This window comes from Paenarthrobacter sp. AB444 (genome assembly GCF_028736865.1).
GTDB classification, from domain to species: Bacteria; Actinomycetota; Actinomycetes; order Actinomycetales; family Micrococcaceae; genus Arthrobacter; species Arthrobacter nicotinovorans_B.
Genome location: NZ_JAQZBY010000013.1, coordinates 64,698 through 78,728, shown reverse-complemented (window position 1 = coordinate 78,728; position 14,031 = coordinate 64,698). Strand labels below are relative to the sequence as shown.

9 protein-coding genes are annotated in these 14,031 nt (G+C 64.0%); 2 read left to right on the top strand and 7 right to left on the bottom strand.

Annotated features, from left to right (window positions below; translation table 11 throughout):
- Nucleotides 1-67: 67 nt before the first annotated feature.
- Entirely contained in the window at nucleotides 68-3,970 is a 3,903-nt protein-coding gene (locus tag PQ627_RS15775; RefSeq protein WP_274262434.1) for an endo-alpha-N-acetylgalactosaminidase family protein, read from the top strand.
- Between the two features lie 71 nt (nucleotides 3,971-4,041).
- Here the strand turns inward: PQ627_RS15775 and hutI are convergent, their stop codons facing one another.
- The 4 genes from hutI to tdh form a co-directional block, all read right to left on the bottom strand.
- Entirely contained in the window at nucleotides 4,042-5,271 is a 1,230-nt protein-coding gene (gene hutI / locus PQ627_RS15770; protein ID WP_274262433.1) for an imidazolonepropionase, read from the bottom strand.
- A gap of 11 nt (nucleotides 5,272-5,282) precedes the next feature.
- Complete coding sequence (locus tag PQ627_RS15765) at nucleotides 5,283-6,380, bottom strand: NAD(P)/FAD-dependent oxidoreductase (RefSeq protein WP_274262431.1); 1,098 nt, start codon at nucleotides 6,378-6,380, stop codon at nucleotides 5,283-5,285.
- A 218-nt stretch (nucleotides 6,381-6,598) separates the two neighbouring features.
- On the bottom strand, nucleotides 6,599-7,792 hold the full coding sequence (locus tag PQ627_RS15760; RefSeq protein WP_274262430.1) for a glycine C-acetyltransferase: 1,194 nt from the start codon (nucleotides 7,790-7,792) through the stop codon (nucleotides 6,599-6,601).
- 19 nt (nucleotides 7,793-7,811) lie between these two features.
- Entirely contained in the window at nucleotides 7,812-8,858 is a 1,047-nt protein-coding gene (tdh, locus tag PQ627_RS15755; RefSeq protein WP_274262505.1) for an L-threonine 3-dehydrogenase, read from the bottom strand.
- Nucleotides 8,859-8,968: 110 nt separating this feature from the next.
- Between tdh and PQ627_RS15750 the strand changes: the two genes are divergently transcribed.
- Nucleotides 8,969-9,898, top strand: coding sequence for a LysR family transcriptional regulator (locus tag PQ627_RS15750; RefSeq protein ID WP_274262429.1), 930 nt, complete (start codon nucleotides 8,969-8,971; stop codon nucleotides 9,896-9,898).
- 88 nt (nucleotides 9,899-9,986) lie between these two features.
- Here PQ627_RS15750 and PQ627_RS15745 read toward each other — a convergent pair whose 3' ends face one another.
- The 3 genes from PQ627_RS15745 to PQ627_RS15735 form a co-directional block, all read right to left on the bottom strand.
- A complete protein-coding gene (locus tag PQ627_RS15745) occupies nucleotides 9,987-11,180 on the bottom strand; it encodes a Gfo/Idh/MocA family protein (protein ID WP_274262428.1) in 1,194 nt (397 codons plus the stop codon).
- 16 nt (nucleotides 11,181-11,196) lie between these two features.
- Nucleotides 11,197-12,231 (bottom strand): LacI family DNA-binding transcriptional regulator, encoded by a 1,035-nt coding sequence (locus PQ627_RS15740; protein WP_274262427.1) that lies wholly within the window; start codon nucleotides 12,229-12,231, stop codon nucleotides 11,197-11,199.
- Nucleotides 12,232-12,352: 121 nt separating this feature from the next.
- Entirely contained in the window at nucleotides 12,353-14,011 is a 1,659-nt protein-coding gene (locus PQ627_RS15735) for a sugar ABC transporter substrate-binding protein (RefSeq protein ID WP_144662026.1), read from the bottom strand.
- Nucleotides 14,012-14,031: the final 20 nt, after the last annotated feature.

The window sequence follows — 14,031 nt, the reverse complement described above, 5'->3', positions numbered from 1 at the left end:
CATCAGTGTTGGATGAGTCCGCAAGAAAGTGATTATTACTCCGTCAAAATAATCAATAAGGAGCATCATGCCCCGCTCTACATCCCCTGGACGCCTTGCCTCGCTGAGCATGGCATGCGTCGTCGCTTCCTCCTCGCTGGGGCTGCTGGCCATCGAGCCCGCCAGTGCAGTCCCGTTGTCCCTGCCCACAGATGTCGTCAACGCCGGTGACACCGCCACTCTCACCTCCGCCGCCCTCCGCGTAGACGTCGCCACTACCTTCCCCCAGGTCCTTGGCTACACCGACACCACTTCCTCATCCCGCCTCGACGGCACCACGAGCCGGCTGAAGACCGTTACCCTCAACGGCGTGGAGTACGGCGTCACGGGATCGTCCACTGCCAACGGAAAGGACGCACGTGACTACGTCCTCACCGTGCCCGACTTTGGCAACGCCGTCATCAAGGCCCGGCTTTCCGTCACAAAGAATGTGGTCTCCTTCAACGTCACGGAGATCAACGACTCCGCAGAACACCGCGTCAAGACCTTGCAACTGCCCCGCCTGAACCTGGTCACTGTCGGCTCCGCACAGCCAGGCGCCCAGGTCTCCACGGCCAATCTGTCAGTTGACCGCAGCGTCAGTGGCGACGAATTCACGCCAATTACTGCCGCGACGCCCCTGGATACTGCACCCAAGAGCTCCGCGTACGCGCTGGCCAACACCACTGCGTTGGGTGCCGCCGTCGAATCCAACGCCCTTTACGACACCTCGTCCGGACCGGGCGCCAAGGACCGGGGCCGGTTCTGGCGCCAAGCCGTCAGCGACGGCGCGGGCGGGGTTTCCATGGGCATTGCCAGTGGCCAGTGGCTGTACCGGGCCGATGGTTCCACCACCACGGAGGAACTTCCCTGGACCAGGGTTGCCATCACCGCCGACGCGAACGCCGACGGCGGCGTGGATTGGCAGGACGCAGCGATAGCCATGAGATCCATCCAGGTGTCCGCCAACAAGGGCGAACAGACCCCGGACAACGTCATCACCCACATCCCCTTCAACTTTGCCTCACAGGCAACCCACCCGTTTCTCCGCACGCTCGATGACGTCAAGCGCATCTCCCTCGCAACGGATGGGCTGGGCCAGGTGGCCATGCTCAAGGGCTACACCAGCGAAGGCCACGACTCGGCCAACACCGATTACGGGAACAACTTCAACACCCGCGCAGGCGGGCTGGAGGACCTCAACACTTTGGTGAAGGAGGGCAAGGACTGGAACGCCAGTTTCGGCGTCCACATCAACGCCACGGAGATCTATCCCGAAGCAAAGTCCTTCAGCGAAGACCTGCTGCGGGCCGACAAGGGTCTCGGCTGGAACTGGCTGGACCAGTCTTACTACATCAACCAGCGCCAGGACATTAACTCCCGCAAGCTCGCCCAGCGCATCAAAGAACTCCGCGAAGCCACGGACAAGAACCTGGACTTCGTCTACGTGGACGTCTACTACGAATTCGGCTGGCTCGCCGAGCGGCTGCAGCAGGAACTGGTCAAGAACGGCTTCCGCGTGGGATCGGAGTGGGCCGACCATCTGTCCCGCAACAACACGTGGTCGCACTGGGCCAACGATGAGAAGTACGGCGGTTCCACCAACAAGGGCGTCAATTCCCAGATCCTGCGATTCATCAACAACAGCCAATCGGATGTGTGGAACCCGGACCCCAAGCTCGGCGTCAGCCACATCGTGGAGTTCGAGGGCTGGACAGGGCAGAACGACTTCAACGCCTTCAGCGAGAATGTCTGGACAGCCAACCTCCCGGCCAAGTTCCTGCAGCACCACCCGATCACCAAATGGACACCGGACCGGATCGACCTTGCCGATGGCGTGTCGGTGACAGGCAACACCGCCGAAGCACGCAACATCACCGTAGCTGGAGCAACCGTCCTCTCCGGCGGCACCTACCTCCTGCCGTGGTCGTCAAAAGAAGACGGCAAGGTCGACAAGCTCTACCACTACAACCCTGCAGGTGGCGCCAGCACCTGGACGCTCAGCAAAGACTTTGCCAACGCCAAGTCCCTGGAACAGTTCAAGCTGACGGACAACGGACGGGTGAAGGTCGCCGACGTGCCTGTCATCAACGGACAGGTCAGCCTCGCGGCGGACGCCAAACAGCCGTATGTGCTCACTGCGAAGAACAACGCACTTCCCAAGAAGGCTTCCTTCGGTTCCGGAACCCTGTTCAACGATCCCGGCTTCAACGGCGCCGACCTCACTGCGTGGAACCCCACCGGAACCGTCACCCAGGTGCGTGACGACAAGGGCCGCCGCTACGCACAATTGGGCGCGTCGCCGTCGTCGATCAGCCAGGAAGTAAAACTCGACGCCGGAACCCAATCGGTCAGTGCGTGGCTTGAAATCCAACCCGGCAAGGTCCGGCCCACTACCCTGACCGTCGACATCAACGGCAAGACCGAAAGCATCACCGTCGATTCGTCGAACGCAGAAAACTACGTGGCCGGCGACGAGAAGCACGGGACAGCCTTCCAGCGCGTTCGCGTGTTGGTGGACGTGCCACGGAACAACACCAAAGCCACCGTTTCGGTCACAACAGCCGACGGCGAAGGCACCGTACGCGTGGACGACTTCAGGGCGGTGAAGACCACCCGCGTTCCCACCACCGGTGTGCTCAGCGAAGACTTCGAGAACGTCGACCAAGGCTGGGGACCCTTCGTCAAGGGCAATGCCGGTGGCTCCACGGACCCCCGGACCCACGTCACCGAGCGCAACGAGCCTTTCACGCAGAAGGGCTGGGACACCAATGTGATCGACGAGGTCCTGGATGGCAGGTGGTCCCTGATCGCCCACGACGAAAACACTGCCCCCGACGGCGGACCGGGCATGGTGTACCGCACCACCGAAGCCACAGTGCCCTTCCTGGCAGGACACAAATACAAGGTGTCCTTCGATTACCAGAACTCGAAAGCCGGTCAATACGCCTGGGTTTCCGGTTATGACTCTCAGGCGGGCCCCGCTGTCACGGGCAGCCAGCCGATTGATGCAAAAACCACCACCACCCGGTTCGAGCAGATCCTCGATACCGGATTCTGCGGGGACTATTTCGTGGGGCTGCAGCGGACAGGAAGCGCGAACGGCTCCGACTTCACCCTGGACAATGTCCTGGTGGAGGACCTCGGTGCCTCGGACGCCGTCCCGGCCTGCGCGCAACTCTCCGCGGAACTTCAAGGCGACGTGGTCCAGCAGGGCAAGGCGCAGGACTTGGTCACGACGTTTGTCTCCGACGAACCGGCGGCCATCAAGGATGTGTCCGTTGAACTCGCCCTCCCCGAGGGCTGGACGGCGACGCCGGCCACACCGGCAACGGCAGCAACCCTGCCCGCCGGTGGAAGTCTCGCCACCACCTGGAAAGTCACTGCACCCGCTTCGGCGGACGGCGACTACCCGCTCACGGCGACGGCAAAGTACACCACCACCACGGACCCCGCAGGCAGCCGTACCATCAGCACCACCACCACTGTCCGGACACTCCCCAAACCGCCGCAGGCAAGCGTCTACGCGAGCGACCACCCCTGGGTGAGCGCAACGAATGGCTGGGGACCGGTGGAGAAAGACATGTCGAACGGAGAGCAGGGCGCCGGCGACGGCAAGCCGCTGACGCTGAACGGAACAGTCTTCGCCAAGGGACTCGGCGCCCATGCCAACAGCACCATCCGTTACTTCCTGGGAGGCCGCTGCACCGCCTTCAACGCCACCGTTGGAATCGACGACGCCCAGCCGACGCGGGGCAGCGTGAAGTTCTCCGTGGTGGCTGACGGCACCACCAAGCTCACAACCCCGGTACTGGGAGCCACCAGCGCTCCCCTGCCGCTCACCGTTGATGTCACCGGCGCCCAGTACGTGGAGCTCATGGCAGATGACGCGGGCGACTCCAACGGCAACGACCACGCAGACTGGGCCGGCGCCAAATTCACCTGCGCATAAAGCAACGCGGGGTCACTTATGGCCCATCCCATGAGGGATTTCCGGCCATAAGTGACCCCGCGTTGCGTCAACTAGACCGCGCGCACGCCGGCCCGCCAGACGGAATGCGTCAACGGGATCCCGGGGCGGTACGCCAGGTGGGTGGCCGACGGCGCCTTCAGCATGTGGAGGTCAGCGCGATGTCCGACGGCGAGCGAACCCACCGCCCGTTCGCCGTCGACGTCGTTCCCGGACTCACGGCCCAACGCCAGGGCGCCGCCGTAGGTCGCCGCCCGAACGGCTTCGTGCACGCTCAGATGCATCTGGAGCACGGCCGTGGTCACGCAAAAGGCCATGGAGCTGGTGTATGAAGTGCCCGGATTGCAGTTGGCTGCCAGCGCGATCTGGACGCCTGCGTCGATCAGTTCGCGGCCGGGTGCCAGCGGCTGGCGGGTGGAGAGGTCGCAGGCAGGCAGGCACGTAGCTACCGTTCCGCGCGCGCCTGAGCCCGTGGCGGGATCCCAACCGTCCCACGTTTCGGCGAGCGCCGCGACGTCCTTGTCCGAAAGGTAGTTCACGTGATCCACGCTTGCAGCGGCGAACTCCACGGCAAGCGCCACGCCCGGACCTTCACCCAACTGGTTCCCATGAACCCTCAGGCCCAATCCAGCGTCACGGGCTGCCGTCAGGACACGGCGTGACTGGTCCTCGGTAAACGCACCCCGCTCACAGAAGACATCTGCCCAGCGGACGTGCGGGAGGACGGCATCGAGCATGGCGCCGCACACCAGGTCTGTGTACTCTTCCGGATCGGAGCCTGCGGGGACCAGGTGCGCGCCGAGGTAGGTGACCTCGTCCACCTCGGCTGCTGCAATGCGGGCACTGCGGGCTTCGTTCTCCACATCCAGCCCATAGCCGGTCTTGCTCTCGAGGTAGGTGGTTCCCTGCGAAACAGCTTCAGCCACCCGGTCCCGGACGAGTCGGGCCAGCTCGTCGTCGCTGACGCTCCTGGTTGCCCCGGTGGTGACGGCAATGCCACCGGCACTGTAGCTCTGCCCGGCCATCCGGGCCTCAAACTCGGCGGTGCGATCACCGGCGAAAACGAGGTGGGAATGCGAATCAACCCAGCCGGGCAGGACGGCGCGGCCTTCGGCGTCGACCCGGTTGTCTGCTGCCGGCGCCTCTGCACTCGACCCGATCCAGGAGATACGCTCGCCCTCAAGGACAATCGCCGCATCCTTGAGGACCCGGTGCTCCAGGTCCTGGGTCATCAGCTCGCCGATGTTGGTGATGAGTGTGCTGGGTGGTGTGATTCCGCTCATAAGGCTATTGTTCAGCGCCGGATGGACCAGCGGGTGGCCGCCAGCTGCTCCGCTGTCCGGGATTCCGGACTCTCGGCATCGACGGTCCCCAGAATGAGGGCCGCCGCCAACTCCGCAATGGCCGAGGATGTCTGGAATCCGTAGCCGCCCTGTCCGGCCAGCCAGAAGAAGCCGGGTGCTTCGGCGTCGAATCCCGCCACGGGGATCCCGTCCGCTGCCTCGGTCCGCAGTCCGGTCCAGGCCCGGTCCACGGAGCGGATGCCCAGCGTGGTGAGGTGGTTGAGGTTTCCGATCAGTGCGTCGATGTCCCCAGGGTGGGGCTTGGCGTCCTCGGCCCCGCTGGGCACATGTTCCGACGGCGAGATGAGGACCTGGTTGCCTTCTGGCCGGAAATAGAAGGAATCGTCAGCCGCGCACACCATGGGGGTTTGCGGCTGGAGCGGGTTGGCGACGTTGACGATCGCCGCCGTGCGGCGGTAGGGCTGGAGCCCAAGCTTTTCCACGCCGCTGATGACGGCCAGTTCGTCCGCCCACGCACCTGCAGCATTAACCACGACGCCGGACTGGAAGCCTTCGGTGCCTGCCCCCACCTGCCAGCCGCTTCCCAAGCGCTGGGCAGAGTGCACCTTCGCACCGGTGATGATGTCCACGCCCGCAGCTGCGGCGCTCTGACGATGTTCCTCCAACAAGAGCGGTGCGTTGCAGCCGAAGGAACCGTTATCGAGGCCTGCTGCCGTGAAGGAACCGGGGTCGAGGGCGGGGCAGAGCTCCATGGCTTCTGCGTGGCTGATGAGGTGCATGTTTCCGCTGGCTTCGGCCCGGACAGATTCCTCATCGCCCACCAGCATGAAGCCGCGCGGAGTGAGAATCGGCTCTGATGCTTGGGCGTCGCGGGCAGCCAGCAATTCCAACGTCCTTACGGTGAGCTCCTGCACCACGGGTGGTCCATAGCTGGGGATCAGCTGCCGGGCCGACCTCGAGGAGGTATGGAAAGCCAACGACTGCTCGGCCTCGACCAAGGCCACGGTGCATTTGCCGGCCAATGCCGCCGCCAAGGACAGCCCTGCTATGCCGCCGCCAACGATTACTACGTCATAATTCGAAGCCATGGGTCCATCCTTCCAGACGCTCTCTCACCAAACAGCCCCTTCCCCGCGTCGCTCGCTCACATCCCAACCGTTCAACGCAAACGCTCGCTCACTATCCCAGGGATAGTGAGCGAGCGCCGGGCTCAAGCACGCGGGACGTGAGCGAGCGTCCGGCCCAAGCACGCGGGATGTGAGCGAGCGTCGGGCTCAAGCACGCGGGACGTGAGCGAGCGTCCGGCTTAGGCGACCGCGGCGCGGCTCTTGACGAACGCCTGGACGCACGCTTCGACGTCGTCCGTGCTGTGCGCGGCCGAGAGCTGTACGCGGATGCGCGCGGCACCCTTGGGCACCACGGGGTAGCTGAACGCCGTGACGAAGACGCCGTGCGAGAGCATCTCGTCGGCAACCTTCGCCGCAACAACGGCGTCACCAAACATGACCGGGATGATGGCGTGTTCGCCGTCGAGCAGTTCGAAGCCTTCCTCGCTCATGCGGCGACGGAACAGCGCGGCGTTCTCAAAGAGCCGGGTGCGCAGTTCACCGGATCCCTGCACCAGTTCCAGTGCCTTGATGGTGGCTGCCACGATCGCCGGAGCCAGGGAGTTGGAGAACAGGTACGGGCGGGCCTTCTGGCGCAGCATCGCGACGATCTCGCCGCGGCCGGAAACATAGCCACCGGACGCGCCGCCCAACGCCTTGCCAAAGGTACCGGTGTAGATGTCCACCCGGTCGGAGACTCCGGCGTGCTCGGGAGTTCCGGCACCCGTGGGGCCCATAAAGCCGACGGCGTGGGAGTCGTCCACCATCACCAGTGCGTCGTGCTTTTCGGCGAGGTCGCAGATCGCTTCCAAGGGTGCGAGGTAGCCGTCCATGGAGAAGACGCCGTCGGTGACGATGATCTTTCGCCGCGAACCGGAAGCCTCAACGAGCTTGGCTTCGAGGTCGGCCATGTCCTGGTTGGCGTAGCGGAAGCGCTTGGCCTTGCTCAGCCGGATGCCGTCGATGATCGAGGCGTGGTTGAGGGAGTCGGAGATGATGGCGTCATCCGGGCCGAAGAGGGACTCGAACACCCCGCCGTTGGCGTCGAAGCAGCTGGAGAAAAGGATGGTGTCCTCGGTGCCGAGGAACGCCGAAACGCGGGACTCAAGTTCCAGGTGGAGGTCCTGGGTGCCGCAGATAAACCGAACCGAGGCCATGCCGAAGCCGCGCTCGTCCATGGCGGACTTCGCAGCGGCGATGATCTCCTGGTGGTCGGCCAGGCCAAGGTAGTTGTTGGCGCAGAAGTTCAATACCTGGTTGGCCGGCTGCCCGAGCTGGCCTGCGGCGATGTGGCTTGCCTGCGGGGAATCGATGTGGCGTTCGGTCTTGAAGAGCCCGGCGCTGCGGATCTCCTCGAGTTCGCCCTGGAGTTGGTCTTTGATGGCTGAGTACATTGAATTGCTCCTGAGGTTCCTAGAGTTCAGTCCAGTCAAGGACCACTTTGCCGCCCACGCCGTTGCGGGCGATCTCGAAGCCCTTCTCCCACTCAGTGGCGGGCAGCTTGTCGGTGACGACCGCGGAAATGTTGCGGTGCAGCACGGGGTTCGAAGAAAGCATGGCGCTCATGGCGTACCAGGTCTCGAACATCTCACGCCCATAAATACCCTTGAGCGTGAGCATGTGCGTGACTACTTTGCCCCAGTCGATGTCGATGGACTGGCTGGGCAGCCCGAGCATGGCGATACGTCCGCCGTGGTTCATGTTCTCGATCATCTCAGGCAGTGCTGTGGGGTGTCCCGACATTTCCAGGCCGATGTCGAAGCCTTCACGCATGCCCAGTTCCTGCTGCGCCTCACGTACGCGCATCTTGGAAACGTCGACGGCGAGATCCACACCCATCTGCTTGGCCAGTTCCAGACGGGGCGCGGAAACATCCGTAATGGCGATCTTGCGGGCACCGGCGTGACGGGCGACGGCGATGGCCATCAATCCGATCGGACCCGCGCCCGTGATCAGCACGTCCTCGCCCACCAGCGGGAAGCTCAGCGCAGTGTGTACCGCATTTCCGAACGGATCGAAGATGGCGCCCAGTTCCGGCGTAACGGATTCGTCGTGGTGGACCCAGACGTTGGTCTCAGGGATGACGACGTATTCGGCGAACGCACCATCGCGCTGCACGCCGACGGAGACCGTGTGGATGCACATCTGGCGGCGGCCGGCCCGGCAGTTGCGGCAGATCCCGCAGACCACGTGGCCTTCACCGGAGACGCGGTCCCCCACCTTGACGTCGCGAACGTCTTCGCCGATTTCCACCACTTCGCCGTAAAACTCGTGCCCGGCGATGAGCGGGGTTTCGATAATGCTCTGGGCCCAGGCATCCCAGCTCTGGATGTGGAGGTCCGTACCGCAGATACCGGTGGTCATGACACGGATCTTGACGTCGGACGGGCCTGTTTCCGGCTCGGGACGGTCGACGAGTTCGAACCCTGCGTGTGGTCCGGATTTGTAGAGAGCCTTCATGGGGTTCCTCACTGGCTTGATGCTGCTTCGCTGCTGCTGACTTCCATTGAAAGCCCGCTCACGATTTAGCACAACTAGATTCTTCTCAATCAACGATTTAGGATTTGCTAATGGAAATCCACCAATTGCAGATGCTGCGGGAGCTCGGCGACCTCGGCAGCGTCAAGGCCGTGGCCGAGACCCTCATGGTCACCCCGTCGGCCGTTTCACAACAGCTCGCACTCCTGCAGAAATCAGTGGATGTTCCCTTGACGCGAAAAGAGGGCCGCGCCCTGGTGCTGACCGATGCCGGCCGCGTACTCGCCGAGGCCGGTGCCGCCGTCGTCAATGCCATGGCCGATGCTCGCGCAGCAATTGGTGCCTATCACGACGCGCCGGACGCGCCGGTCAGCGTCAGCGCCTTCCACAGCGCTGGACAGGCACTGTTCGCCCCCTTGGCGGCGCTCCTGGCTTCCGGGAAGGCGTCCGACGGCGGCACGTCGCCGGGGCTTAGGCTCTCCGATGAGGACGTGGCACAGGAGGATTTCCCCGGGTTGGTGGCGCGCTACGATCTCGTTTTGGCGCACCGGATGGACAACAGCCCGCCCTGGCCGGAGGACAAAGTCGCGGTGATACCCCTGGCGGATGAGCCCCTGGACATCGCATTGCCCGCGGCGCACCCGTTGGCTTCCCGCGCCGAACTGGAGCCGGACGACGTCGTGGATGAACCCTGGGTGACCAGCCGCGATGGCTACTCCCCCGCGGACGTCCTGGCCGCCGTCGTCGCCGTCAGCGGGCGACCGGCCGAAGTGCTGCACCGCATCAACGACTATTCGACGGTGGCGGCGTTGGTGTCGGCCGGCGGCGCGATCGGCCTGCTGCCACGCTTTACGGCGCGGCGGGTGCTGGACGCAGGCGTAGTGCTGCGTCCGTTGTCGGGCGTGAACTCCGTGCGCAAGATCGACATCCTGGCCCGGCCCGAGACCTTGAAACGGAAATCGGTCATGACGGTTTGCGAGTCACTTCAAACCGTCATGACCGGGCTTACCTCACCCAACTAGAGGACAGCACATGCTCTACTGAGGGCTCAATGGAGCGTTATCTGTCCCCCAGTCGGGTCAGCGGCGGCGGGGGCGCGGCCGGCCGGGGTCAGTCGCGGACCAGGGCGGGCTGTCCGGCGTCGAAGTACTCCACCAAGTCCGCGGGCAGTTCCGGCACTTCACGCGCCGAACCGTCTCCGCGCAGCGATTCCGCGGCCAGGATTCCCGCCACCACAGCCTGCCGCGCCGCAACGGGACTGGTCTGGGTTACGCCGCCCTCCGAAGCGAAACGAAGGAACTCCTCGATCAGCCTCGGATCCGCGCCGCCGTGGCCGCCCTCGCCGTCCAGAATAGTGATGATCCGGTCAGGTTCCCCGCGCCCCGACGTCCGTGAGGTCCAGACATGGATGGCCTCCCCCGGCCCGTCGCCGACGTTCTCGATCCGGCCCTTGGTGCCGATGATGGTGTAGTTCCGCCAGTAATCCGGAGTGAAATGGCACTGCTGGTAAGAGGCCAGCACCCCGTTGTCCAGCACCATGTTCATCATGGAGATGTCCTCGACGTCGATCACCTCCGCCAAGTCCTTCTGCTCAGTCGGCGGCCAGTTGTCCAGGGAGAACCAGTCCCCCATGCGCTTGCCGGTGTTGTCGGAACGGTTGGCTACGTCACCGTAGACGGCAAGATCGCCGACGGCGGCAACCCGCTTGGTATAGCCGCCCGCCAGCCAGTGGATGACATCGATGTCGTGGGCACCTTTTTGGAGCAAAAGGGAAGTGACATTGGCCCGCTGCGCGTGCCAGTCCTTGAAGTAGTAATCGCCGCCGTGGCCCACGAAATGCCGGCACCAGATCGCTTTGACCTCGCCGATGGTGCCCTCTTCGATGAGTTGGCGCATCTGTACTACGACGGGCATGTGGCGCATGTTGTGGCCCACGTACAGGCGCGTACCGGTTTCGTAGGCGGTTTTCAGGATCAGGTCCGCGGCCTCGACAGTGATGTCCAGGGGTTTCTCGCAAAATGTCGGAATGCCTGCCTGCAGGGTCCGCACGGCGACGGCGGCGTGCTGGCTGTCGGGGGTCAGGACCAGTACGGCGTCCAGGCCGCTTTCCAGCAGCTCCTCGAGGTTGTCCGTGATGCGGGCCGTCGGAACGCGCTCGGCGGCATCGGCGCGCCCGCGTTCACTGAGGTCGCAGATAATGGTGACCTCCGAGCCCTGGCCAGGCTTGTGGGCGTGCTTCCACAACCCCGCACGCAGGCCAAAACCTACGATGCCGACCTTCAAATCCTTTTCCATGGTGTGCATGTTCCTTTGCTGGTTCTTATCTAAGTCTGGTGGCGGCGCTGCGGTGCGGCGCGGATTCGCGCACGAACAGGTGCCAGGGGAAGTCGAGGACGGCAGGGTCTGCATGGCCGGTTGCCCGTTTCAGGAGCCGCCGGGCGAGCTTGTCGAAGAAATCCACGGGACCCACGGTGCTCAGCGAAGGCGACATCCGTTCGCCTTCGACGGTGTTGCCCACACCGATGATGTCCACGTCTGAGCCGACCCCAAGGCCCAGGCGTTGGGCCGCGTTGATGGCGCTGACAGCGGCATAATCCGTGGTGGCGTAGATGGCGGTGGGCCTGTCCTGCATGCTGAGGAGCCGGGTGGCAGCGGCATAGGCGCCGGCGCTCGTACCGTCGAACAGTCCTACGTAATCCGGCCGCTCCGTGATGCCCGCCGCTGCCAACGCCTCCGAATAAGCCCGGTAGCGCGTGCCGCCGGAAGTGCCGGCAGCGGTGGCAGGCGTCAGGCAGGCCACCTTTGCATGGCCGTGAAGCAGATGCTCCACGGCCATGCGGCAACCGGGGCCGGCAATGGAACGGACCACATCGAAACCGTCGGGTTCCACCTCTTCGTCGAAGACCACCAAGGTGGTCCCACGTTCCGCCAATTTCCGCAGGTCCTCCCGCTGGTCATGGCGGACAGCATCGACGAACACGGCGTCCGCGTTGTGCGTTCCGAGCACTTTGACCCAGTCCGCATCGCCGAGGATCATCGGGGTGATCCCGAGTGGTACCGCAGCCTTCTGCACGGCCTCGATCACTGACAACGACCAGGGATCGGAGAGCATGGTCAACGACAGGATCACGGTGTTGGTCCGTCCCGTCCGTATGGCCCTGGCAGCCTGGTTGGGGCGGTAGCCGAGCCGCTCCGCAGCAGCCTTGACCTTCTCCGCCGTCGGATCCGAAACGCCCGGTCCGCCATCGCCCCTGCGGCCTGACAACACATATGAAACCGTGGCCGTCGACACGCCCGCCAGTTCGGCCACCATTCGGATGGTGGGCCGGACTCCGGTGCTGCCTGCTTTTGCCATGGTTCCCCCTGCTGTTGGTGTGCGCGACGCGTTCTTTTGCTCGATCGTATTGCGTTGCGGGGCCTGCTTTGCGTGTTTTCGGCGGGCCAAAGTGCGCAAAGCGGGCCTCACAACGAGAGACTTAGCTCCGGAAGACTGGCGCGTTGGGGTCCAGCGCGGCCTGGTACTCATCGCGCATCTTGTCCCCGCCTTCGCTCTTCCAGCGCTTGACGGCGTCCTTGAGTTCGTCGATCTTGGCGCGGCCGGTGATGATGTCCACTACCTTGTCCCGGAGCTGCTTGGTGATCTTGGCGCCCACCTTGGCGTTGGTGTCCGAGTAGGAGCCGTTGGTGGGGTTGCGCCAGGCGATCTCCAGGAGTTTCTTCTCCTGCTCGCTGACGTAGCGTGTGTCGTCGTCGAATCCTGGGTTGAAGATGACGTTTTCGGGGCTGGCCATGATGTTCAGCGCCGAGACCAGGCCCGGGGCGTTGGTGCTTCCTGTGTCGGTGCGGGCCGGGTTGCCGGCTGCGTCGATGGTGTAGTCCTGCCCGAGCTCGCCGAAGTTCTTCTGCATGTACTCCACCGTGCCGAACGGCGCGGACAGGTAGTTGATGAGTGCCAGCAGCTCGCGGATCTTGCCTTCTTCGGCCTTCTTGAACGGTGTGAAGCCCACGGTGCCGTAGCCCATGTCGTAGGTGGGCTTGACCTTGCCGTCGGCACTGAAAGGAATGAGAACGTCAAAGCGGGCGGTCTTGTTCAGGGCACGGTAGCTGCGGAGGTCGTGAGGGCCCACCACTACCTGGGCCGCAACGCTGCCGTTGGCTACACGGGAACGGATGTCCGTGGCTTTGGAGTCCGGATAGAACACACCCGCAGCGAACATCTTTGCCGTGAACTCCACGCCGGCCATGTACTCGTCGGTCTCATAAAGGTGGGTCAGCGTGCGGTCCTTGTTGACGGCCCAGCTGTTCGGGGCTCCAAACCACTCGGTCACCATATGGAGAGCGTTGATGTAGGCAGGTTCCAGGGCGTATTGCTGGTCACCAGGACGTGTCAGTTCCTTGGCTTTGTCCAGGAATTCATCAGCGCTGGAAGCCTCGAAGCCGCCCACCTTGGCCCACATGTCGTGGTTGCCCAGGTACACCTGGCCGAACGGGGTACTCGGGATGGGCGCTCCCCAGATTTTCCCGTTGACGACGGCGGTCTTCCAGGAATCGGGCTTGAGCGCGGCCAGGTTGGGGTACTCAAGGACGGCGTCACCGGAAAGGTACGGCGTGAGGTCCTGGAATTTGGCCTCCAGCATCGGACCCACGTTGGGGATGCCCTGGTTCGGCGGTACCCACATCATGTCCGGCAGGTCGTTGCTGGCAAGGACCGTGGCGAACTTGGCTGGATAGCCATCGCCTATGTCCTCGGCGATCTGCAGTTCCAGGTCTCCGCCTAGCTTGGCATTGAGGCGCTGCCAGAAAGGGTTGTCCTTCAGGCCCGGGCTCATGGTGTCGAACGTTTCGGTCAGGCCCGTGACTTTCCCCTTCAGCGGGGGCGTCTTCACGGACTGCACAGGAGTGGGCAGTTTGAAATAGCCGGCCTGGAGGCCCTGGGCGTTGCCTGCAATGTCAGGAGTGACGCCGGTGAATTCCTTATAGGTGGGCAACTTCACCGAGGCGGAGGCGGCGGCGCCTCCGTTGCTTCCGGCGCCGCCACCACCGCAGGCGGACAGGCCGACGGCGGTCACGGCCAAGCCTGCAAGGCCAAGGAAACCGCGGCGGCTGAATCCAGCCTGTGAGGTAGTGCTCGTCATGGCATAACCCTTTCTGGTTA